Below are 21,368 nucleotides of genomic sequence, written 5' to 3'. Positions count from 1 at the left end.
GCCGTCTGGCACCCAGCGGTGTCTGGGCCACCATCGCGAGCAAGCTCGCTCCTACAGTTGATCCCTTGAAATGCTCACCCCGACCTCAAACCTTGGGCACCGCCTTGGCTTTTCTCGGCTTCAAATACTTGGTCAACCCCTGGAACCAGATCACCAGCGCCGGGTTGCCCTTGATCTGGATCGACTTGTCCTGAATCCCCGTCATGAACGCCAGTTGCTTGTTCTTGGCTTGCATCGTGTCGAATCCATAAGCGGCGTCCTTGAACGCAATGGCAAACGCAGGCTCGGGGTAGACGCCCGAATGGCTGGTGATGCGCTGATCCTTGACGCGGAAATGCCGCGAGACCTTGCCGTCCAACGTCTGTAGTTGAAACACCAAGTCCTTGTCACCCAACTGCTGCTGAAACGCAGGATTGGTCCTACTGGCCTTGCCCATCAGCAAACCCAGCATCCACAAAAGAAAACGAAATTTCATGCACACGGCCTCAGAGGGGAAATGAACGGCTGGCGCAGTTTAGCGATTTGGTGAAATAACACCACTATCTGAATACGTTAGAAGACGATGGCTGTGTTTTTGGCGCCAATGACTGCCAAGTCACCTACTAAACATCTTTGTTTAAGCGCTACCAAGATTTAGTCTTCAGACGCTCGACGCTCGGTGATTTTTCCTTCAATACGTGGCGCCCTGCGTGAACTAGGCAGGCTGAACATCCCCCTATAGCCTGTTCTCGTCGCCGCAAAAAACGGTGACACGGACGTGCAAGTCCGTCCCCAGGAGCACATTTGTTTATGGCTATTCGGCGAGCGTTTTCCTATGCTCGCGAATCGTTATGGCGGCTGTGCGTCGGAGACCCTCGGGTCTGCCGATTCCTGGATCGGTCTTGCACACCAGCGCACAGCTGCCACCTCTTTCGAAGCGCAAGCGAAACGGTGTCAGTCCCTTCATTCCAGGAGCTACACCATGATCAAACCCACTCCAAACCCACCAGACGACCTCACAACTTCCCCGTACGAATCACCCGGTTCGAAGAAGCTTCACGACGCCGTTCAGCGCGCCCTTGATCATCACTTTCCCCCCTGCGAACCAGAGTCGCCAAACGACAAGGAATCGCTGTTCAGCGTGAGCCCCGGCGTCCACACCGAAACCCTGCTCGCCAATGCTTCCGAGGACTTGCTCGCCATTAGCGCAATCGCCGTGGACCTCGCCGATACCGTGGACGGTTCGCGCCGTTCCGTAGCCTTGGCAATCAGCCGGATCGCAGACGGCGTTCACTTGTTGGTGGAGCGTGCATTGGATCATTTGGATGACCCCGACATGGCGGCCATTGTCGCAAAGCAAGAAAGGAGAGCGGCTGACGTTTAGGTGAGCGCCACAAAAAATGGGCACTCAACCCTCGGTTGGCGTGCCCATTTTTTATCCCACTGACCCGTCAGGCGGGTAGTCGGTACGTGTTACGGATTGACGCTGTCTTTCAGCGATTTGCCTGGCTTGAACGCGACAGTATTGCTGGCCTTGATTTTGACGGGCTCACCGGTTTGCGGGTTTTTGCCGGTGCGGGCGCCGCGGTGGCGTTGCAGGAAGGTCCCGAAGCCGACCAGCGTTACGCTGTCCTTGCGGTGCAGGGCGCCGGTGATTTCTTCGAGAACGGCGTTAAGAACGCGGCTGGCCTGTTCTTTAGTGAGATCTGCTTTCTCCGCGATGGCTGCGGCGAGTTCTGGTTTACGCATAAGTGAAGCCCCTTTGACGGTTTTTTGTTGTTATGTCCGTGCTGCTCTCGTTGGAACAGCGCCCAAAGCGCCGCAGGTGCTCTACTCTGCGGCAGACCGGAGTGAGAATGGCACGCGCCGAGTGGCGGCGCCAGCCTGCGCACGACGTTTGTAACAACAAAAGAGGGGTTATTGCGACAGAACGCCCGCCATTTACGCCAGCAATGGTGGAAGTTCTTTGTTCAGCGCCAGTTTGTCCATCACCGCCGCACCGGTCAGGGCGTAACCCAGCAGCTTGCCACCTGCGTCGCGGCACAGCACCTTGATGTCAGCGCCCTGCCCTTCGACCGTCCAAACACCTTCCGTCCCCCGTGGCGGCGGGGACACCACCAACGGGCAGACCGGCGTTTTGACGGTGATCGGCATCGCGCCGTAGCTCACGGCCGTGGGATTGCCGGCCAGGGTTTGGGCCAGCGCTCTCGCACAGCTCATGAGGGGCATGACGTACAGCAGATTCAGCCCGTCGACCTCGGCGCAGTCGCCCAGGGCGTAGATGTTGGCGTGGGAAGTCTTGAGGTGGCGGTCGACGACCACGCCGCGATTGACCTGCACGCCGGCAGCCGCCGCCAGATCAATGCGCGGACGCAGGCCGATGGCCGAGACCACCACGTCGCAGGCAATCACCTGACCGTCCGACAGGTGCGCTTCAAGGCCATCCGCCACGCGCTGCAAGCGGTTCAGCACCGGCCCCAGGTGGAAGCGCGCGCCGAGGCTTTCCAGCCCGGCCTGCACTGCCGCAGCGGCCGCTGGGTGCAGCAGCATCGGCATGACTTGCTCGCACGGTGCCACCAGTTGCACCTCGAAACCGCCGAGGATCAGGTCGTTGGCGAATTCACAGCCAATCAGGCCCACGCCCAGCATCAACACCCGGCGCTTGCCGGCGGCGAAAGCGCGAAAGCGTGCGTAATCTTCCAGGTCGTTGATCGGGAACACCGCGTCGCCGGCATCGCCTTCGATGGGCACACGCACGGTCTCGGCACCCCACGCCAGGATCAGGTCGCGGTAGATGACCGCCTCTTCACCGATCCACAGGCGCTTGTGGCCAGGGTCGATGCCGCTGATGCGGGTGTGGGTGCGTATTTCGGCCTTCAACTGTTCGGCCATGGCGCCGGGTTCGGCCATGCTCAGGCCGTCGGCGTCCTTGTTCTTGCCAAAACCGGTGGACAGCATCGGCTTGGAGTAAGAGCGCCCGTCATCGGCCGTGATCAGCAGCAGCGGGGTTTCGCCATCGAGTTTGCGAAACTCGCGGGCCAGGTTGTAGCCCGCCAGGCCAGTGCCTACGATTACGACCGGTGCGCTCATGCCTTACTCCTTGATAGTCTCAGTTGATTTCGATCATTTCGAAATCCATCTTGCCCACGCCACAATCCGGGCACAGCCAGTCTTCCGGTACGTCTTGCCACAGGGTACCCGGCGCAATGCCGTCATCCGGCCAACCGTCGGCTTCGTTGTAGATCAGGCCACAGACCACACATTGCCACTTTTTCATTGCGCTACTTCCTCAGGTTCAGGCTCATTGCCGGCGCGGACGGTCGATGGTTACAGCGTTGCCGTCCGGCTCAGGGCGTTTTTGTACTGGGGGTGCCCGGCAGATGCAAGCCTGTTCGATGCACCGGCCCGCCTCATCACTCAATATGATGGGCTGACATGGTAAGCTCGCCGCCTCATTTGCTGCCAATAACGACTCACTGTGCCGCACTCTACTTCCCTCCGCACGGCCCCGCTCTGGCTCGCTCGCAGCCAGCTCGCTCCTCTCCCCGACGCCGCGACCCTGGACTGGCTCTTCGACGAAGGTTCGCTGACCCGTCGGCTGACGCGCCTGTCGAACGACGGTTTCAGCGTGACGCCGTTGTTCGAAGGCTGGCAGACGCTGCGCGCCGATGAGTGCGCGGCGCTGGACCTGGCCGAAGGCAGCGACGGCTGGGTGCGCGAGGTGTACCTGCGCGGTCACGGTCAAGCCTGGGTGTTCGCTCGCAGTGTGGCGGCGCGCAGCGCGCTGCAGGGCGACGGGCTGCATATGGATGAGTTGGGCAGCCGTTCGCTGGGCGAGTTGCTGTTTTCCGACAAGGCGTTTACCCGGCGCGCCATCGAGGTTTGCCATTATCCTCAGCAATGGCTGCCACCTGAGTCCAGCGCGCCTGAATTGTGGGGCCGGCGCTCGCGTTTCGACCGTGGCGCCTTGAGCGTGCTGGTGGCCGAAATTTTCCTGCCGACCTTGTGGCTCGCCACCCGCGCCCACCCGGAGAACTGCTGATGTACCAGAGCCTGCTCAAGTCCCTGAATCGTTTGAACCCCCGGGCCTGGGATTTCATTCAGCTGACGCGCATGGACAAGCCCATCGGCATTTACCTGCTGCTGTGGCCAACGCTGTGGGCGCTGTGGATTGCTGGCAAGGGCAGCCCGTCGCTGGCCAACATCGTGATTTTCGTGCTCGGTGTGGTGCTGACCCGCGCTGGCGGTTGCGTGATCAACGACTGGGCGGATCGCAAGGTCGACGGCCATGTGAAGCGCACCGAGCAACGGCCACTGGTCAGCGGCAAGATCAGCTCGCGCGAAGCCCTGGTGTTCTTTGCGCTGTTGATGGGCGTGAGTTTCCTGCTGGTGTTGTGCACCAACGCGACCACGGTGTGGTTATCGTTCGGCGGCCTGGCGCTGGCGTTCAGTTACCCGTTCATGAAGCGCTACACCTATTACCCGCAAGTGGTGCTGGGCGCGGCGTTTTCCTGGGGCATGCCGATGGCGTTCACCGCCGAGACCGGTGAACTACCGGCAGCGGCGTGGTTGCTGTGGATTGCCAACCTGCTGTGGACGGTGGGCTACGACACCTATTACGCCATGACCGACCGCGATGACGATTTGAAGATCGGGGTCAAATCCACGGCGATTCTGTTTGGCGAGGCGGACCGGGTGATCATCGTGAGCCTGCAAGCGTTGGCGTTGGGTTGCCTGTTGCTGGCGGGGTCGAAATTTGAGCTGGGTGTGTGGTTCCACCTGGGGTTGCTGGTGGCGGCGGGCTGTTTTGCCTGGGAGTTCTGGTACACCCGTGGCAAGGACCGGATGCGTTGCTTCAAGGCGTTCTTGCACAACCACTGGGCGGGGCTGGCGATTTTTGTCGGGATCGTGCTGGATTACGCGTTGCGTTGAGGGCCCCTGTAGGAGCGAGCTTGCTCGCGATGGTCGAAAGGACGCCGCGGGGTGTCAGGTTTCCAGCGTAATCGTTGGCGACCATCGCGAGCAAGCTCGCTCCTACAGGTACAGGGGATTGCTTATTTGTGCTCGTGCAGCACGTGCCACACGTCTTTCATGCCGTCACCTTTCATTTCGCCCGGTTTTTCATCCTTGACGAAGGTGTACAACGGTTTGCCGTCGTAGGCGTACTGCATCATGCCGTCATCGCGCTTTATGACCGACCATTTACCTTCAGCCTTGGCTCCCGCCGGCGCCATCATCGGTGGCCAGTTCTTGGCGCAATCGGCGTTGCACATCGACTTGCCGCCGGCGTCCTTGTCGAACGTGTAAAGCGTCATCCCTTTGTGATCGACCATCATCCCGTCCTTCATCATCGCAGGCTCGGCCGCGAAGGCCATAGCGGGCACGCAAAGGGCGGCTGCCAGCATCAGGGCTTTAAGGGATTGCGAGTAGTGAGTCATGGAAACCTTCTCTTGTGGTTGTCAGGATTCGGACTTAGAGAATAGTTCAGGATCGCTCCAATCGCCGGCCAGCTAAAATGTTGTCACACGACTGCAATAATTCCGTTATCTAATGCGGCGCAAGACAGTTAAATGACAAGAGGATTAATGGCATGGTTGGCAGGAGCATTCTGATCGTCGACGACGAAGCGCCCATCCGCGAGATGATCGCCGTTGCGCTGGAAATGGCCGGCTATGACTGCCTCGAGGCCGAGAACTCGCAGCAGGCGCACGCGGTCATCGTCGACCGCAAGCCGGACCTTATCCTGCTCGACTGGATGCTGCCCGGCACGTCCGGCATCGAGTTGGCCCGCCGCCTCAAGCGTGATGAACTGACCGGGGACATCCCGATCATCATGCTCACTGCCAAGGGCGAAGAGGACAACAAGATCCAGGGCCTGGAAGTCGGCGCCGACGATTACATCACCAAACCCTTCTCCCCCCGCGAGCTGGTGGCCCGCCTCAAGGCCGTGCTGCGCCGTGCCGGACCGACCGATGGCGAGGCCCCCATCGAAGTGGGCGGCCTGCTGCTGGACCCGATCAGCCACCGCGTAACCATCGACGGCAAACCGGCCGAGATGGGCCCGACGGAATACCGCTTGCTGCAATTTTTCATGACCCACCAGGAACGCGCCTACACCCGTGGCCAGTTGCTGGATCAGGTCTGGGGCGGCAATGTCTACGTCGAGGAGCGCACCGTCGACGTGCATATTCGTCGGCTGCGCAAAGCCCTCGGCGATGCCTACGAAAATCTGGTACAAACCGTGCGCGGCACAGGTTATCGGTTCTCGACCAAAGCCTGATCCGGACCGCCCGACAAGCTGACAAGGACGCGCGTTAACGTGAACCAAAACTGGCATGGCATCCTCATTCGCCACATGCTGCTACTGGTCACCGCCTGCCTGGTGATTGGCTTGATTACCGGCTATTACGGCTGGAGCCTTGCCGCAGGCCTGGGCCTTTACCTGGCCTGGACCCTCAAGCAATTGCTGCGTCTGCACGAGTGGCTGCGCTTGCACAAACCCGATGAAGCACCGCCCGATGGCTACGGCCTGTGGGGTGAGGTGTTCGACAGTATTTATCACCTGCAACGGCGCGACCAACGGGTACGCGGACGCCTGCAAGCGGTGATCGATCGTGTCCAGGAGTCCACCGCCGCGCTCAAGGACGCGGTGATCATGCTCGACACCGACGGCAACCTGGAATGGTGGAACCGCGCCGCCGAAACCCTGCTGGGCCTCAAGACGCCGCAGGACAGCGGACAGCCAGTGACCAATCTGGTGCGTCATCCGCGTTTCAAGGAATATTTCGAGCAGGACAACTACGCCGAACCGCTGGAAATCCCTTCACCGACCAACGACCGCGTTCGTATTCAGCTTTACATCACCCGCTACGGCAATAACGAACACCTGATGCTGGTGCGCGACGTGACGCGCATCCATCAGCTGGAGCAGATGCGCAAGGACTTCATCGCCAACGTCTCCCACGAACTGCGCACACCATTGACGGTGATCTGCGGCTACCTGGAAACGCTGCTCGACAACGTCGAGGAAGTGAACCCGCGCTGGAGCCGCGCCCTGCAGCAAATGCAGCAGCAAGGTGGGCGCATGCAGACGCTGCTCAACGATTTGTTGTTGTTGGCCAAGCTGGAAGCCACCGATTACCCGTCCGACAACCACCCGGTGGCCATCGACGGCTTGCTGCAATCGATCAAGAGCGATGCGCAGCAATTGTCCGGGCAGAAGAACCAGCGCATTACCCTGGAAGTGGACCCGACGATCCATCTCAAGGGCAGCGAAGCCGAACTGCGCAGCGCATTTTCCAACCTGGTATTCAACGCAGTGAAATACACCCCGGCCGAAGGCAACATCCGCATTCGCTGGTGGGGCGATGAGCAAGGGGCACACTTGAGCGTGCAGGACTCGGGCATCGGCATCGACAGCAAGCACCTGCCGCGCCTGACCGAACGCTTCTATCGGGTGGATTCCAGCCGCAACTCCAACACCGGTGGCACCGGGCTCGGGCTGGCCATCGTCAAGCATGTGCTGCTGCGCCATCGCGCGCGCATGGAAATCAGCAGCGTGCCGGGCCACGGCAGTACGTTTACCTGCCATTTCGCTCCGGCCCAGGTCAGCCAAACACGGGCAATCAGCACCGCCGACTGATACCGGCCAGCACGCGCCACTAGGCAATCGTCCGGTCAGCCGCTACATTGGCTGACTTGTGCCTGCCTTTCAGGCGCTGCATTTTTCCCCTTTTCGAATACACGGAAACCGCAAAACTCCATCATGGACCCTTCCCCTGGCTTGACCCTCGCGACACTTTTCGCCGATTTCGGCATGATTCTTTTTGCTCTGATCCTGGTCCTGCTCAACGGTTTTTTCGTTGCTGCGGAATTTGCCATGGTCAAGCTGCGCTCGACCCGAGTCGAGGCCATCGCCGATAAAAACGGCTGGCGCGGGCACATCCTGCGTACCGTTCACAGTCAGCTCGATGCCTACCTGTCGGCGTGCCAGTTGGGTATCACCCTCGCCTCCCTGGGCCTGGGCTGGGTCGGTGAACCGGCCTTCGCGCACATCCTCGAACCGTTGCTGGAAACCGTTGGTGTGCAGTCGCCCGAAGTGATCAAGGGCGTGTCGTTCTTCGCCGCGTTCTTCGTGATTTCGTACCTGCACATCGTGGTGGGCGAGCTGGCGCCAAAATCCTGGGCCATCCGCAAACCCGAACTGCTGTCGCTGTGGACCGCCGTGCCGCTGTACCTGTTCTACTGGCTGATGTACCCGGCGATCTACCTGCTCAACGCCAGCGCCAACACCATTCTGCGTATCGCTGGCCAAGGTGAGCCCGGCCCGCATCACGAACACCATTACAGCCGGGAAGAACTCAAGCTGATCCTGCACTCCAGCCGTGGTCAGGACCCCAGCGACCAGGGCATGCGCGTGCTGGCCTCGGCCGTGGAAATGGGCGAGCTGGAAGTGGTCGACTGGGCCAACTCCCGTGAAGACCTGGTGACGCTTGAGTTCAACGCGCCGCTCAAGGAAATCCTGGCGATGTTCCGTCGACACAAGTTCAGCCGCTACCCGGTGTACGACAGCGAGCGTCAGGAGTTCGTCGGCCTGCTGCACATCAAGGACCTGCTGCTGGAACTGGCAGCCCTGGATCACATTCCCGAGTCGTTCAACCTGGCTGAGCTGACCCGCCCGCTGGAGCGCGTGTCGCGGCACATGCCGCTGTCGCAACTGCTGGAGCAGTTCCGCAAGGGCGGTTCACACTTTGCCCTGGTCGAGGAGGCCGACGGCAACGTCATCGGTTACCTGACCATGGAAGACGTGCTGGAAGTGCTGGTGGGCGATATCCAGGACGAACACCGCAAGGCGGAACGCGGCATCCTGGCCTACCAGCCGGGCAAGCTGTTGGTGCGCGGTGACACGCCGCTGTTCAAGGTCGAGCGCCTGCTGGGCATCGATCTGGACCACGTCGAGGCCGAAACCCTGGCCGGGTTGGTCTACGAATCGCTCAAGCGGGTGCCGGAAGAGGAAGAAGTGCTGGAAGTAGAAGGCCTGCGGATCATCATCAAGAAGATGAAGGGGCCGAAGATCATTTTGGCCAAGGTGTTGATGATTGATTGAGGGCGCCTGGGTTTAAGACCGAGGCGCGGCCATCGCGGGCAAGCCCGCTCCTACAGGATGAGGCCGAACCAGCCAACCCCCTACTGTTTGCCCAACGCAAAGTTGGGCAACACCCCCATCGGCTGCTTGAACTGGTACGGAATCGAGACCAGGCCCAACCCGGTATTGCGCTGCACCACAAAATGCAGGTGTGGCCCACTGCTGTTGCCGGTGTTGCCCGACAGCGCCAACGCAGTGCCCACTGACACCCGCTGCCCTTCGCGAACGATCACCGAGCCTTGCTTGAGGTGCAGGTACACGCCCATCGTCCCGTCATCGTGCAGCACCCGCACAAAATTACCGGCGGGGTCGTTGCCGCGCCCGGTCTGCGCATTCTCGGTTTTCACCACCACCCCGCCACGCGCCGCAATGATCGGAGTGCCTTCGGGCATGGCGATGTCCATGGCGTATCGGTTCTTGGGGCCGAAGTGGCTGTACTGGCCATTATTGCCCTGGCTCAGCCGAAACGGACCACCCCGCCAGGGATACGGGTATTGATAGGCCATGGCAGCCCCTGAGGGGTCGCCCAGGGAATATTCGAACTTGGGGACGTAGGCCAGCGGCTTCTGGGCATCCATCGCCGTGAGCAGCGCCAGGCGAATGCTGCTGCGCGCAGGCATGACCCGGCGAATCGGCCGGCTCGGTGCACCATTGACGTTCTGCAGCCCGGCAAAGCTCAACTCGATCTCGACCGGCGCGTACAAGTCATTGCGCACATAGACGCTGTCTGCGCCCTTCTTCTTGGTGATGATCAGGTACACCTGCCGCTCGAGGTGCTCGACCATGCGATCGCGGAAGGTGAACACCTGCGCACCTTTGGACGGGCGGTCGCTGTAAGACACCACGCCATTGGCGTCGGTGGACTTGTAGATCGTCATGGCCGACGCCTGGGCGCCGGCCAACAACAGACCGCAGAAAAACATCGAGCGCATGAACATGGGCAGGATTCTGTCGAGTGATACCTGGGAGTGAGCCTAGCAGCTGCAATGGACCCGGGTAGTCGGCAGAGGTTTCAAAGCGGTGTCGCCTTCATCGCGGGCAAGCCCGCTCCCACAGGGGAACGCATTCCACTGCAGGAGCGAGCTTGCTCGCGATGAGGCCAGCTCAGGCGACGCGGCTATCAGGCACCCGGCACAAAATGCTTCTGCGCCGTACCCCGAGCAATCAGGCGCGACAGGTAGTCGAGCTTTTGCGCGTCCTTGTCGACAAAGCGGAAGGTCAGTTGCAGCCATTCGCTGTCGGGTTTCTGTTCATGGGCGACGATGGCGTGCAGGTAGCCGTTCAAGCGCGCTGTTTCCGCGCTTTCGCCCTGTTCCAGGTCGAGCACGGCGCTGTCGAGTACTTGTGGCAGGGCATCGACGCGCTTGACCACCAACAGCGCTTCCTTGAGGCTCAAGGCCTTGATCACACAGGGCTGCACGCCGTTGGGCAGGCGCAATTGGCCCTGGCCACGGCCACCGGTGGCAGCGGAGGCCGCTGGCGCTGGCGCTTTCACCGGCGGGCTGTTGAGCAGACCACGGGACGGCGCAGCGGCGGGTGCCGGGGCGGCAGCCGGCGTCGATGCAACGGCGGCAACGGCCGGTTTGCCGCCCGTCAGCGCGCTCAGGGAATCGTTGCCGAAGGCCGAATTCATCTTGGTCGGTGCACTGTTCATCAAGGTATCGAGTTTGCCGACCTTGTTCAGCGCCTGCTTGACCTTGGTCAGCAGTTGTTCGTTGGTGAAGGGTTTGCTGACGTAACCGGAAACACCGGCCTGGATGGCCTGGACGACGTTTTCCTTGTCGCCACGGCTGGTCACCATCACGAAGGGCATGGTCTTGAGGTTGTCCTGTTCACGACACCAGGTCAGCAGCTCCAGGCCAGACATTTCCGGCATTTCCCAGTCGCACAGGACCAGGTCGAACGCTTCGCGCGCCAGGATGGCCTGGGCCTTTTTACCGTTAATGGCGTCTTCGATGCGAATGCCCGGGAAGTAATTACGCAGGCACTTCTTCACCAGGTCACGAATGAACGACGCATCGTCCACGACCAATACACTGACCTTACTCATCCATCACCCCTTTAAAAAATCCTGGCAAGCATACCGCTTTACTGATGGCACTTCGCCATAAACCTCAGTCACGCCGGGACTTTTCGTTCGCGGGTGCTGCTGTGCAATTCTGGCCCGTAAACAAAAACGCCCGGCCAAAAGACCGGGCGCTTTACTAGGGCAATCTTATTTATCGTCAGCTTCGCCCGGAACATTAGCGGTTTCACCACTTGTGCCTTCAACTTCTTCCTTCATGCGCTTGAGGCCCATGTGGCGCACGTCGGTGCCGCGCACCAGGTAAATCACCAATTCGGAGATGTTGCGCGCGTGGTCGCCGATGCGCTCCAGCGAACGCAGCACCCAGATGATGCTCAACACCCGCGAGATAGAGCGTGGGTCTTCCATCATGTAGGTGGCCAGTTCACGCAACGCCGTCTTGTACTCGCGGTCGATGATCTTGTCGTACTGCGCCACCGACAACGCCAGGTCCGCGTCGAACCGGGCGAAAGCGTCCAGCGCGTCACGCACCATGTTACGCACCTGGTCGCCAATGTGGCGCACTTCGACGTAACCACGCGGCGCTTCGCCTTCCTCGCACAACTGGATGGCGCGGCGGGCGATCTTGGTCGACTCGTCGCCGATACGCTCTAGATCAATCACCGACTTGGAAATGCTGATGATCAACCGCAGGTCGGACGCCGCCGGCTGACGACGGGCCAGAATGCGCAGGCATTCTTCGTCGATGTTGCGCTCCATCTGGTTGATCTGTTCATCGATCTCGCGCACTTGCTGGGCCAGGCCGGAGTCCGCCTCGATCAATGCAGTGACCGCGTCGTTGACCTGCTTTTCCACCAGCCCGCCCATGGCCAGGAGGTGGCTGCGCACTTCCTCGAGCTCGGCGTTGAATTGCGCGGAAATGTGATGGGTAAGGCCTTCCTTCGAAATCATGGGTTTGCTCCGCAAAAGCTGTAAGCCGCAAGCTACGAGCTGCAAGCTGTTTAATGTCGTACCCGAACTGCTCTTACTTGCCGCTTGAAGCTTGCGGCTTGTAACTGCCTCAACTAGCCATATCGACCGGTAATGTAGTCTTCGGTCTGCTTCTTCGCCGGATTGGTGAACAGGGTATCGGTGTCGCCGAATTCCACCAGTTTGCCCATGTACATGAACGCCGTGTAGTCGGAGACCCGGGCGGCCTGTTGCATGTTATGGGTGACGATGACGATGGTGAACTTCGATTTCAGCTCATAAATCAGCTCTTCGACCTTGAGCGTGGAAATCGGGTCGAGTGCCGAGCACGGTTCGTCCAGCAGCAGCACTTCGGGCTCCACGGCGATGGTGCGGGCAATCACCAGACGCTGTTGCTGGCCACCGGACAGGCCCAGTGCCGAATCGTGCAGGCGGTCTTTGACCTCGTCCCACAACGCCGCGCCTTTCAGTGCCCACTCGACGGCTTCGTCGAGCACGCGTTTTTTGTTGATGCCCTGGATGCGCAGGCCGTACACCACGTTTTCGTAGATCGTTTTCGGAAACGGGTTGGGCTTCTGGAACACCATGCCCACGCGGCGACGCAGCTCGGCCACGTCTTCGCCCTTGCGGTAGATGTTGTTGCCGTAGAGGTTGATTTCACCTTCCACGCGGCAGCCGTCGACCAGGTCGTTCATGCGGTTGAAGGTGCGCAGCAGCGTGGACTTGCCGCAGCCGGACGGGCCGATGAAGGCGGTCACGCGCTGTTTCGGGATGTTCATGCTGACGTCGAACAGCGCTTGTTTATCGCCGTAGAACAGGCTCAGGCCTGGCACTTCGATGGCCACGGTTTCCTGCGCCAGGTTCAGGCTTTGCTTGTCGCGACCCAGGGCGGACATGTTGATGCCGTGGGAATGGGTTTCGTGCTGCATGATCTCACTCCGTTCGTAGCTGCAAGCTTCTAGCTGCAAGCTGCAAGTTTGAGCAAAAGCGGCTTGTAGCTTGCCGCTTGTGGCTAATGGCTTTAGCTATCCAACGCTTTGTATTTTTCGCGCAGGTGGTTACGGATCCACACCGCCGACAGGTTCAACGTCGCGATCACCAGCACCAGCAACAGCGCCGTGGCGTAGACCAGCGGCCGCGCCGCTTCGACGTTCGGGCTCTGGAAGCCGACGTCATAAATATGGAAGCCCAGGTGCATGATTTTCTGGTCCAGGTGCAGGTACGGGTAGTTACCGTCCAGCGGCAGCGACGGCGCCAGTTTCACCACGCCCACCAGCATCAGCGGTGCCACTTCGCCAGCGGCGCGAGCGACAGCGAGGATCATGCCGGTCATCATTGCCGGGCTGGCCATGGGCAGTACGATCTTCCACAGGGTTTCCGCCTTGGTTGCGCCGAGGGCCAGCGAGCCTTCGCGCACCGTACGCGGAATCCGTGCCAGCCCTTCTTCGGTGGCCACGATCACCACCGGCACCGCCAGCAGCGCCAGGGTCAGGGACGCCCAGAGCAGGCCTGGCGTACCGAACGTCGGTGCCGGCAGCGCTTCGGGGAAGAACAGGCGGTCGACCGAGCCGCCCAGCACATAGACGAAGAAGCCGAGGCCGAACACGCCGTAGACAATCGCCGGGACGCCCGCCAGGTTGTTCACCGCAATGCGGATCACCCGGGTCAGTGCGTTCTGCTTGGCGTATTCACGCAGGTACACCGCCGCCAGTACGCCGAACGGGGTCACGATCATCGCCATGATCAGGGTCATCATTACGGTACCGAAGATCGCCGGGAAGATCCCGCCTTCGGTATTGGCCTCACGCGGGTCGTCGCTGAGGAATTCCCAGACCTTGCTGAAGTAGAAACCGATTTTGGTGAAGGTGCCCATGGCGTTCGGCTGGTAGGCGTGAACCACTTTGCCCAGGCCGATTTCGACTTCCTTGCCGTTGGCATCGCGGGCCGTCAACGCATCGCGGTTGAACTGGGTATGCAGGTCAGTCAGACGCGCTTCGATTTCCTGGTAACGGGCATTGAGTTCGGCGCGCTCGGATTCCATGTCCGCTTGCGCAGCCGGGCTGAGTTTGCCTTCCAGTTCCAGTTTGCGGCCATGCAGACGGATGCGTTCAAGACCTGAGTTGATGGCGCCAATGTCAGTCTTCTCAATGGTCTTGAGCTGGCCCGCAAGCTTGTTCACCCGGTCGATCCGCGCTTGCAGTTCAGGCCACGCCGCTTCGCCTTCCTCGACGACTTTGCCATCTTGCTTGACGTTGACCAGATAGCCGTAGAAGTTGCCCCACTCGCGACGCTCAATGGCCATCAGCTCCACGGGCGTCGTTTGGTTGGTCAGCCACTCACCGACGACCCATGTGAAGTCGTTGCCGTTCAGGTCACGGTTGCCGACCTTGATCAGCTCACGGGTCATGAATTCCGGGCCTTGGTCCGGCACCGGCAGGCCGGCACTTTTCAGGCGTGCGCGGGGCACTTCTTCTTTCTGTACCACTTCGCCGATGACCAGGTGATTACCCTGCCCCGGTACGTCGTAGCTGGCGTGAATCAAGTCCGCCGGCCAGAAGTGACCCAGGCCGCGCACGGCAATCACCGCCAGCAGGCCGATGGTCATGATGACTGCGATGGACACCGCGCCACCACTGATCCAGACACCCGGGGCGCCGCTCTTGAACCATCCTTTCAGGGAGTTCTGTTTCACAGACTTCTACCTTTCTTAAAGCGACGAGTATTTCTTGCGCAGACGCTGACGAATCAGTTCCGCGAGGGTGTTCATGACGAAGGTGAACAACAGCAGCACCAGCGCCGAGAGGAAGAGCACGCGGTAGTGGCTGCCGCCGACTTCCGACTCGGGCATTTCCACCGCGACGTTGGCGGCCAGGGTGCGCAGGCCTTCGAACAGGTTCATCTCCATGACCGGGGTATTACCGGTGGCCATCAGCACGATCATGGTTTCACCCACCGCACGCCCCATACCGATCATCAGCGCCGAGAAAATACCCGGACTGGCGGTGAGGATCACTACGCGGGTCATGGTTTGCCACGGTGTGGCACCCAGGGCCAGGGAACCCAGGGTCAGGCCACGGGGCACGCTGAACACGGCGTCTTCGGCGATGGAGTAGATGTTGGGGATCACCGCAAAACCCATGGCCAAACCGACGACCAGGGCGTTGCGTTGGTCGTAGGTGATGCCCAGGTCGTGGGAAATCCACATGCGCATGTCACCGCCGAAAAACCAGTTTTCCATGAACGGGCTCATGTACAGCGAGAGCCAGCCCACGAACAGGATTACCGGAATCAGCAGTGCACTTTCCCAGCCGTCCGGCACTTTCAGACGGATCGATTCAGGCAGACGACTGAACACGAAGCCTGTGACCAGGATGCCAATCGGCAGCAGCATCAACAGGCTGAAGATGCCCGGCAGATGACCTTCCACATACGGCGCCAGGAACAGCCCGGCGAAGAATCCGAGGATCACCGTCGGCATCGCTTCCATCAGCTCGATCACCGGCTTGACCTTGCGGCGCATGCCGGGCGCCATGAAGTACGCGGTGTAGATCGCTGCGGCAACGGCCAGCGGTGCGGCCAGCAGCATGGCGTAGAACGCCGCTTTGAGGGTACCGAAGGTCAGCGGTGACAGGCTCAGCTTGGGCTCGAAGTCGGTGTTGGCGGCGGTCGATTGCCAGACGTACTTAGGTTCGTCGTAGTTTTCGTACCAGACCTTGCTCCACAGCGCGCTCCAGGAAACCTCGGGATGCGGGTTGTCGAGCAGCAGCGGCTTGATCTGGCCGCCCGCTTCAACGATCACGCGGTTGGCCCGTGGCGACAGGCCGAACAGGCCCTGGCCGTCCACCACCTGATCGACCAGCAAGGTGCGGTGCGCAGTACTGTGGAAAACACCCAACTGGCCAGCGGCGTCCAGGGCGATGAAACCTTTGCGACGTTCTTCAGCGGTGATTTCCACGATCGGCGTACTGCCCATCTGGAAGGTGCGAATTTGCTTCAAGCGTTGTTCGCCATCCGGATCGCGAGCCATGAACCACTGCGCCAGACCGCCCTTGGAGTCGCCGATGATCAGCGAGATGCCACCCACCAGTTGGGTGGCAGCGGTGACTTGTGCCTCGCCGTCCTCCAACAGTTTGTAGCGTCCGTTGAGGCTTTTGTCGCGCAGGCTGAACACGTCGGCCTGGGCACGACCATTGATCACGTACAGCCACTGCTGACGCGGGTCGACGAAGATATTCTTCACCGGCTCGGTCATCTGCGGCAGCTCGATACGATTCTGCTCGTTGGTGACTTCGCCGGTCATCATGTTCTCTTCGCTGGTCAGCGACAGGACATTGAGTTGCGAACCGGTGGACCCCACCAGCACCAGCGTTGAGTCAGTGGCGTTGAGGCTGACATGCTCCAGCGCACCGCCCGCTTCGTTCAGTGCAACGGGTGCTTCACCGTACGGGTACTCGATCGCCGGGGTAATGGTTTTCTTGCCGTCCGGGTAGCTGACCTTATAAGTGTGGCGAAACACCAGCGCCTGGCCATTGGACAGGCCCACGGCCACCAGCGGATGACCTGGCTGATCTTCGCCGATGGAGGTGACGCTGGCGCCAGCCGGGACCGGCAGGTCGATGCGCTTGAGCTCGGCGCTGCTGTCGATGTCGAAAAACAGCGCCTGGCCCTTGTCGGAAACGCGCATGGCCACCTGGTTCTGTTCTTCCAGGGAAATCATCAGCGGCTTGCCGGCGTCCTGCATCCAGGCCGGGGTAATGGCATCCTTGGCCGTCAAGCTGGCCCCCTGGAACAGAGGCGCGACGACGTAGGCAAGAAAGAAGAAGATCAGGGTGATCGCGCCCAGCACGGCCAAGCCGCCAACGAGTACATACCAGCGGGTCAGGCGATCCTTGAGCGCGCGAATGCGGCGCTTTCGTTGCAACTCAGGCGTATTGAAATCAATTCGCTTGGGGGGATTTGTAGTCATGTTGGAATTGGCCAGATCATTCATTCGCACACCCTAGCGATCCTGTATGACAGAAAGATGACAGCATGGTGACGCAACAAATCCGCCGCAGGCAGTGACCCGCAGAGGATTGGGAATTTGAAATGAATGGGGGCGGTTTTGGCCGCCCCCATCTTGAGCCTTCGGGGTTCACCCTACGCTCAGTTTGTTACTTCTTTGCGACAGTGCCGCCTTCTTGCAGACCCAGGTCAGCCAGTGCTTTGGCAGCAACCTTGGCTGGCAGTGGGATGTAGCCGTCTTTAACAACCACTTCCTGACCCTGTTTGGACAGAACCAGCTTCACGAACTCGGCTTCCAGCGGGGCCAGAGGCTTGTTCGGGGCCTTGTTGACGTAAACGTAGAGGAAACGCGACAGCGGGTATTTGCCGTTCAGGGCGTTTTCTTCGGTGTCTTCGATGAACTCGGTGCCGCCTTTCTTGGCCAGGGCAACGGTTTTCACGCTGGCGGTCTTGTAGCCGATCCCCGAATAACCGATGCCGTTCAGCGAGGAGCTGATCGACTGCACGACCGAAGCCGAACCAGGTTGTTCGTTGACGTTAGCCTTGTAGTCGCCTTTGCACAGGGCTTCTTCCTTGAAGTAGCCGTAGGTGCCGGATACCGAGTTACGACCGAACAGTTGCACCGGCTTGTTGGCCAGGTCGCCAGTCACGCCCAGGTCGCCCCAGGTTTTCACATCGGCTTTGGCGCCGCACAGGCGGGTGGACGAGAAGATCGCGTCAACCTGTTCCATGGTCAGGTGCTGAATCGGATTGTCCTTGTGTACGAATACAGCCAGGGCGTCGACGGCAACCGGGATGGCGGTAGGCTTGTAGCCGTACTTCTGCTCGAAGGCTGCCAGTTCGGTGTCCTTCATCTTGCGGCTCATAGGGCCCAGGTTGGAGGTCCCTTCAGTCAGCGCAGGCGGCGCGGTGGCGGAGCCAGCAGCCTGAATCTGGATGTTGACGTTCGGGTATTCCTTTTTGTAGTTCTCGGCCCACAGGGTCATGAGGTTGGCCAGGGTATCGGAGCCGACGCTGGACAGGTTGCCCGACACACCGGTGGTCTTGGTGTAGCTCGGGATAGCAGGGTCAACAGCGGCAACTGCGTTGGCAGTCGCAACGCCAGCAGCGACAAAAGTCATTGCCGCCATCAAACGCTTCAGTTTCATGCCTTACTCCTAGCAGATAGGTGTTTTAAGTCGGGGCCAAGTATCAGCAGGCCATGTGAACACTCTATGGCTGAAATATGACAATTGGATGAAAGGCCATCATTGACCAGGGAATCGTATCAAGCCTTGCCACCAAGGTTGACAAAACATATGAAAAATATAATTTGTCAACCAAGAGAGGATCACATGATCAATGACCGAATTCGTCGCGCCCGCCTTCTGCGGGGTATGTCACTGGAGGCCTTGGCCCTCCAACTGGGCGACATCACCAAGCAGGCGTTGAGTAAATATGAAAAAGGGCTGAGCACCCCCGATTCGACTCGCCTGTTGAAAATGGCAAAGGTTCTGCAGGTCAACCCTGAGTACTTTTTCCGTGCGGAGGCCGTTCCTCTTGCGCCACTGGAGTTTCGCAAGCTGGCGAAAATGCCCAAATATCGCCAGGTTCAAGTCGAAGAGCAGATCAGGGAACACCTGGAACGGTACATCGCTCTGGAAGACTGCTTCGACCCGGCAGACATTCGAACTCCAGAAACCCCATCGCAAATGTTCCCGGTTTCATCTCTCGACGAAGCTGAGCACGCCGCCGAATTGCTCCGCAATTACTGGGGGATAGGCAGCGACCCTATTTCCAACCTGACCGAACAGTTGGAGGAGCACAGTATCAAGGTCGCGATGCTGACGGGGCCGGAGGATTTCGATGGGGCATGTGCCGCTACCGGCGACGGCCAACACGTATTGATCGCGCTGAATGCTGAGCGTCCAGGTGAACGCATACGCTTTACTGCCGCGCATGAACTCGGTCACTGGGTGATGCAATTATCTGACGACATGCCGGAGCGAGAAAAAGAGAACTGCTGCCATCGGTTCGCCGGAGCCTTGCTCTATCCCGCTAAAGGAGTCACTGGTGACTTCGGCACTCACCCTCGCTCTCGCGTACATCCTCGTGAGCTGTTGATCGCCAAACGCCAATATGGAATTTCCATGCGGGCAGCCCTGCGTCGCCTGAAAGACCTGAACCTTCTCAGCGACAGTGGGTACAAATCCCTCACCATCCAATTCGGTGCAAATGGATGGCGCAAGGCTGAACCTGAACCATTGCCCTGCAAACCACCACAACGGTTTGAATCGTTGGTGTTCTGGGGACTTGCGGAAGGGCTGATTACCAAGTCTCGCGCAGCCGAATTTCTACGCAAACCAGTGAGTGCCCTTGACCCCAATTTCCTGGGCTCACTGGAGAGTGCATGAGCCTGATCTACATCAGCGATACCAATATCTGGATTGATTTCAGGAATGCGGGATTGTTGGATCAAATGTTCAGCCTGCCATTCACTCTTTGCTGTACAGACTTCGTACTGCAGGAACTCGACGACTTTTCCACTGAGGAATTGGTCGATCGCGGACTGTTGGTGGAGTCTTTCGACGGGGCTGGCGTCTTGAGGTTGTTTGATCTAAAGATTGAGCACAACAACAGCTCATTGGCCGACGTCTCCTGCTACCTGCTCGCAAAGCAAACAGGTCGACCACTGTTGACCGGTGACGGAAAACTCCGGCGTCAGGCTCAGCGCGACGGGTTGAAAGTGCATGGCGCTCTTTGGTTGCTGGACTTGATGATTGAGCATCAGGCCATAAGCCCAACAGAGGCCGCCGACGCGCTCATCGATATGCTTGAGCGCGGGGCACGTTTGCCTTCTGGCGAATGCGATACAAGGCTTTCACATTGGCGAAAGCCTTGAAGTGGCTGCTGTTATCGCCCCTTCTTCCAGAGATAAACCCCCAACACAATCCCCATCCCGCACAGCACAGCCACGTAGTACGCCGGCCCCATGGCGCTTTCCTTGAGCAGCAGGCTAACGACCATCGGAGTCAGGCCGCCGAATATGGCGTAGGCGACGTTGTAGGAAAAAGACAGGCCGCTGAAACGCACTACCGGCGGAAACGCCTTGACCATCACGTACGGCACCGCACCGATGGTCCCGACCAGCAGGCCGGTCAGGGCGTACAACGGAAACAGCCAGTCCGGATGCTCGGCCAGGCTGTGATAGAAGGTCCACGAACTGGCCAGCAAGGCAGTGCAGCCGAACACGAATACACGGCCGGCGCCAAAACGGTCAGCCAGCGCACCGGAAATGATGCAGCCGAAGCTCAGCATCACGATGGCCACGCTATTGGACTGCAGGGCCGTGGTCGGTGAGAAGTGGTAGACGGTCTGCAGCACGGTCGGCGTCATCAGGATCAGCACCACGATGCCTGCCGACAGCAGCCAGGTCAGCAACATGGAAATGACAATCGCCCCACGATGGTCACGCAGCACCGCGCGCAGCGGCACTTCCTCGGCCAGGGCCTTGCGCTGTTGCAGCTCGGCGAACACCGGGGTCTCGTGCAGCCAGCGGCGCAGATACACCGAGAAGAGGCCAAACACACCGCCGAGCAGGAACGGGATCCGCCAGGCGTAATCGGACACTTCCACCGGGGTGTAGAGGCTGTTGATCGCGGTGGCGACCAGCGAGCCCAGCAGAATGCCCGCGGTCAGGCCGCTCGTCAGCGTACCGCAGGCATAACCGATATGCCGCTGCGGCACGTGTTCGGAAACGAAGACCCAGGCGCCCGGCACTTCACCCCCAATCGCCGCGCCCTGGATCACTCGCATCAACAGCAGCAGGATCGGCGCCCACAGGCCGATTTGTGCGTAAGTCGGCAGCAGGCCCATGATCAGGGTCGGCACCGCCATCATGAAAATACTCAGGGTGAACATCTTCTTGCGCCCCAGCAGGTCGCCGAAGTGCGCCATCACGATGCCGCCCAACGGCCGGGCCAGGTAACCCGCCGCGAAAATGCCGAAGGTCTGCATCAGCCGCAGCCACTCAGGCATGTCGGCCGGGAAGAACAGCTTGCCCACGACGGTTGCAAAGAAAACGAAAATGATGAAGTCGTAGAACTCCAGCGCGCCCCCCAGGGCAGACAGCGACAGCGTCTTGTAATCATTACGGGTCAACGGTCGTGCGGGTTGGGTCGGCTGCGCGATGCTCGAAGGCGCTGTGGTCATGGCAAGGCTTCTCTTTATAGGCGGTTCTGCCACCCCGACAACGCTGGCCAGGGC

Annotated in this window: 21 protein-coding genes; 8 read left to right on the top strand and 13 right to left on the bottom strand. The window is 60.0% G+C overall.

Features of this window, described 5'->3' with window-relative positions:
• Positions 1 to 85 precede the first annotated feature (85 nt).
• Entirely contained in the window at positions 86 to 475 is a 390-nt protein-coding gene (locus AB4N33_RS22200) for a helicase (RefSeq protein ID WP_476458255.1), read from the bottom strand.
• 486 nt (positions 476 to 961) lie between these two features.
• Between AB4N33_RS22200 and AB4N33_RS22195 the strand changes: the two genes are divergently transcribed.
• Positions 962 to 1,363 carry a DUF6124 family protein gene (locus tag AB4N33_RS22195; protein WP_476458254.1) on the top strand — a complete coding sequence of 134 codons (402 nt, stop codon included), beginning with the start codon at positions 962 to 964 and terminating at the stop codon, positions 1,361 to 1,363.
• Positions 1,364 to 1,452: 89 nt separating this feature from the next.
• Here AB4N33_RS22195 and AB4N33_RS22190 read toward each other — a convergent pair whose 3' ends face one another.
• From AB4N33_RS22190 to AB4N33_RS22180, 3 genes are all read right to left on the bottom strand, one after another.
• Complete coding sequence (locus tag AB4N33_RS22190) at positions 1,453 to 1,728, bottom strand: HU family DNA-binding protein (protein WP_040071769.1); 276 nt, start codon at positions 1,726 to 1,728, stop codon at positions 1,453 to 1,455.
• Positions 1,729 to 1,920: 192 nt separating this feature from the next.
• On the bottom strand, positions 1,921 to 3,069 hold the full coding sequence (locus AB4N33_RS22185; RefSeq protein WP_476458253.1) for an NAD(P)/FAD-dependent oxidoreductase: 1,149 nt from the start codon (positions 3,067 to 3,069) through the stop codon (positions 1,921 to 1,923).
• A gap of 19 nt (positions 3,070 to 3,088) precedes the next feature.
• Positions 3,089 to 3,256, bottom strand: coding sequence for a rubredoxin (locus AB4N33_RS22180; RefSeq protein WP_007954349.1), 168 nt, complete (start codon positions 3,254 to 3,256; stop codon positions 3,089 to 3,091).
• A 201-nt stretch (positions 3,257 to 3,457) separates the two neighbouring features.
• On the opposite strand from AB4N33_RS22180, the gene AB4N33_RS22175 reads away from it, so the two are divergent.
• Both AB4N33_RS22175 and ubiA read left to right on the top strand, forming a co-directional pair.
• A complete protein-coding gene (locus AB4N33_RS22175; RefSeq protein WP_460119648.1) occupies positions 3,458 to 4,021 on the top strand; it encodes a chorismate--pyruvate lyase family protein in 564 nt (187 codons plus the stop codon).
• Positions 4,021 to 4,911: a 4-hydroxybenzoate octaprenyltransferase gene (gene ubiA, locus AB4N33_RS22170; RefSeq protein ID WP_460119646.1), complete on the top strand. Its 891-nt coding sequence runs from the start codon at positions 4,021 to 4,023 to the stop codon at positions 4,909 to 4,911. Before AB4N33_RS22175 ends, ubiA begins: the two co-directional genes overlap by 1 nt.
• A gap of 122 nt (positions 4,912 to 5,033) precedes the next feature.
• Here ubiA and AB4N33_RS22165 read toward each other — a convergent pair whose 3' ends face one another.
• On the bottom strand, positions 5,034 to 5,417 hold the full coding sequence (locus AB4N33_RS22165) for a COG4315 family predicted lipoprotein (RefSeq protein WP_460140647.1): 384 nt from the start codon (positions 5,415 to 5,417) through the stop codon (positions 5,034 to 5,036).
• 152 nt (positions 5,418 to 5,569) lie between these two features.
• Between AB4N33_RS22165 and phoB the strand changes: the two genes are divergently transcribed.
• From phoB to AB4N33_RS22150, 3 genes are all read left to right on the top strand, one after another.
• Positions 5,570 to 6,259, top strand: coding sequence for a phosphate regulon transcriptional regulator PhoB (gene phoB, locus AB4N33_RS22160; protein ID WP_460119642.1), 690 nt, complete (start codon positions 5,570 to 5,572; stop codon positions 6,257 to 6,259).
• Between the two features lie 75 nt (positions 6,260 to 6,334).
• Positions 6,335 to 7,621 carry a phosphate regulon sensor histidine kinase PhoR gene (gene phoR / locus AB4N33_RS22155; protein WP_460126864.1) on the top strand — a complete coding sequence of 429 codons (1,287 nt, stop codon included), beginning with the start codon at positions 6,335 to 6,337 and terminating at the stop codon, positions 7,619 to 7,621.
• A gap of 123 nt (positions 7,622 to 7,744) precedes the next feature.
• Entirely contained in the window at positions 7,745 to 9,085 is a 1,341-nt protein-coding gene (locus tag AB4N33_RS22150) for a hemolysin family protein (RefSeq protein WP_460119640.1), read from the top strand.
• 80 nt (positions 9,086 to 9,165) lie between these two features.
• On the opposite strand, the gene AB4N33_RS22145 is transcribed toward AB4N33_RS22150, so the two are convergent.
• From AB4N33_RS22145 to AB4N33_RS22115, 7 genes are all read right to left on the bottom strand, one after another.
• Positions 9,166 to 10,062 (bottom strand): peptidoglycan DD-metalloendopeptidase family protein, encoded by an 897-nt coding sequence (locus AB4N33_RS22145; protein WP_460119638.1) that lies wholly within the window; start codon positions 10,060 to 10,062, stop codon positions 9,166 to 9,168.
• Positions 10,063 to 10,244: 182 nt separating this feature from the next.
• Entirely contained in the window at positions 10,245 to 11,174 is a 930-nt protein-coding gene (locus AB4N33_RS22140) for a response regulator (protein ID WP_460140646.1), read from the bottom strand.
• 165 nt (positions 11,175 to 11,339) lie between these two features.
• The gene (gene phoU, locus AB4N33_RS22135; protein WP_371049745.1) at positions 11,340 to 12,101 is read right to left on the bottom strand and encodes a phosphate signaling complex protein PhoU; all 762 of its coding nucleotides are present in this window, start codon (positions 12,099 to 12,101) and stop codon (positions 11,340 to 11,342) included.
• Between the two features lie 113 nt (positions 12,102 to 12,214).
• The gene (gene pstB, locus AB4N33_RS22130) at positions 12,215 to 13,048 is read right to left on the bottom strand and encodes a phosphate ABC transporter ATP-binding protein PstB (protein ID WP_460119634.1); all 834 of its coding nucleotides are present in this window, start codon (positions 13,046 to 13,048) and stop codon (positions 12,215 to 12,217) included.
• A 92-nt stretch (positions 13,049 to 13,140) separates the two neighbouring features.
• Positions 13,141 to 14,811: a phosphate ABC transporter permease PstA gene (gene pstA / locus AB4N33_RS22125; protein ID WP_476458252.1), complete on the bottom strand. Its 1,671-nt coding sequence runs from the start codon at positions 14,809 to 14,811 to the stop codon at positions 13,141 to 13,143.
• A 15-nt stretch (positions 14,812 to 14,826) separates the two neighbouring features.
• Complete coding sequence (locus tag AB4N33_RS22120) at positions 14,827 to 17,109, bottom strand: ABC transporter permease subunit (protein WP_476458251.1); 2,283 nt, start codon at positions 17,107 to 17,109, stop codon at positions 14,827 to 14,829.
• 163 nt (positions 17,110 to 17,272) lie between these two features.
• Positions 17,273 to 18,271, bottom strand: coding sequence for a phosphate ABC transporter substrate-binding protein PstS family protein (locus tag AB4N33_RS22115; protein ID WP_460119630.1), 999 nt, complete (start codon positions 18,269 to 18,271; stop codon positions 17,273 to 17,275).
• 186 nt (positions 18,272 to 18,457) lie between these two features.
• On the opposite strand from AB4N33_RS22115, the gene AB4N33_RS22110 reads away from it, so the two are divergent.
• Both AB4N33_RS22110 and AB4N33_RS22105 read left to right on the top strand, forming a co-directional pair.
• Positions 18,458 to 19,516, top strand: a complete 1,059-nt coding sequence (locus AB4N33_RS22110) for a helix-turn-helix domain-containing protein (protein WP_476458250.1) — start codon at positions 18,458 to 18,460, stop codon at positions 19,514 to 19,516.
• Positions 19,513 to 20,004, top strand: a complete 492-nt coding sequence (locus AB4N33_RS22105) for a PIN domain-containing protein (RefSeq protein ID WP_476458249.1) — start codon at positions 19,513 to 19,515, stop codon at positions 20,002 to 20,004. Before AB4N33_RS22110 ends, AB4N33_RS22105 begins: the two co-directional genes overlap by 4 nt.
• An 11-nt stretch (positions 20,005 to 20,015) precedes the next feature.
• Here AB4N33_RS22105 and AB4N33_RS22100 read toward each other — a convergent pair whose 3' ends face one another.
• Complete coding sequence (locus AB4N33_RS22100; protein ID WP_460140643.1) at positions 20,016 to 21,314, bottom strand: MFS transporter; 1,299 nt, start codon at positions 21,312 to 21,314, stop codon at positions 20,016 to 20,018.
• Between the last annotated feature and the right edge of the window lie 54 nt (positions 21,315 to 21,368).

This window comes from Pseudomonas sp. S1_E05, from assembly GCF_056337105.1.
This window is presented reverse-complemented; position numbering and strand designations above follow the sequence as displayed.

What these genes read in the sequence shown, in the direction of transcription:
- AB4N33_RS22200 (WP_476458255.1), bottom strand. Translation starts at nt 475, where the DNA reads ATGAAATTTCGTTTTCTTTTGTGGATGCTGGGTTTGCTGATGGGCAAG.
- AB4N33_RS22195 (WP_476458254.1), top strand. Translation starts at nt 962, where the DNA reads ATGATCAAACCCACTCCAAACCCACCAGACGACCTCACAACTTCCCCG.
- AB4N33_RS22190 (WP_040071769.1), bottom strand. Translation starts at nt 1,728, where the DNA reads ATGCGTAAACCAGAACTCGCCGCAGCCATCGCGGAGAAAGCAGATCTC.
- AB4N33_RS22185 (WP_476458253.1), bottom strand. Translation starts at nt 3,069, where the DNA reads ATGAGCGCACCGGTCGTAATCGTAGGCACTGGCCTGGCGGGCTACAAC.
- AB4N33_RS22180 (WP_007954349.1), bottom strand. Translation starts at nt 3,256, where the DNA reads ATGAAAAAGTGGCAATGTGTGGTCTGTGGCCTGATCTACAACGAAGCC.
- ubiA (WP_460119646.1), top strand. Translation starts at nt 4,021, where the DNA reads ATGTACCAGAGCCTGCTCAAGTCCCTGAATCGTTTGAACCCCCGGGCC.
- AB4N33_RS22165 (WP_460140647.1), bottom strand. Translation starts at nt 5,417, where the DNA reads ATGACTCACTACTCGCAATCCCTTAAAGCCCTGATGCTGGCAGCCGCC.
- phoB (WP_460119642.1), top strand. Translation starts at nt 5,570, where the DNA reads ATGGTTGGCAGGAGCATTCTGATCGTCGACGACGAAGCGCCCATCCGC.
- phoR (WP_460126864.1), top strand. Translation starts at nt 6,335, where the DNA reads ATGCTGCTACTGGTCACCGCCTGCCTGGTGATTGGCTTGATTACCGGC.
- AB4N33_RS22150 (WP_460119640.1), top strand. Translation starts at nt 7,745, where the DNA reads ATGGACCCTTCCCCTGGCTTGACCCTCGCGACACTTTTCGCCGATTTC.
- AB4N33_RS22145 (WP_460119638.1), bottom strand. Translation starts at nt 10,062, where the DNA reads ATGTTCATGCGCTCGATGTTTTTCTGCGGTCTGTTGTTGGCCGGCGCC.
- AB4N33_RS22140 (WP_460140646.1), bottom strand. Translation starts at nt 11,174, where the DNA reads ATGAGTAAGGTCAGTGTATTGGTCGTGGACGATGCGTCGTTCATTCGT.
- phoU (WP_371049745.1), bottom strand. Translation starts at nt 12,101, where the DNA reads ATGATTTCGAAGGAAGGCCTTACCCATCACATTTCCGCGCAATTCAAC.
- pstB (WP_460119634.1), bottom strand. Translation starts at nt 13,048, where the DNA reads ATGCAGCACGAAACCCATTCCCACGGCATCAACATGTCCGCCCTGGGT.
- AB4N33_RS22120 (WP_476458251.1), bottom strand. Translation starts at nt 17,109, where the DNA reads ATGAATGATCTGGCCAATTCCAACATGACTACAAATCCCCCCAAGCGA.
- AB4N33_RS22115 (WP_460119630.1), bottom strand. Translation starts at nt 18,271, where the DNA reads ATGAAACTGAAGCGTTTGATGGCGGCAATGACTTTTGTCGCTGCTGGC.
- AB4N33_RS22110 (WP_476458250.1), top strand. Translation starts at nt 18,458, where the DNA reads ATGATCAATGACCGAATTCGTCGCGCCCGCCTTCTGCGGGGTATGTCA.
- AB4N33_RS22105 (WP_476458249.1), top strand. Translation starts at nt 19,513, where the DNA reads ATGAGCCTGATCTACATCAGCGATACCAATATCTGGATTGATTTCAGG.
- AB4N33_RS22100 (WP_460140643.1), bottom strand. Translation starts at nt 21,314, where the DNA reads ATGACCACAGCGCCTTCGAGCATCGCGCAGCCGACCCAACCCGCACGA.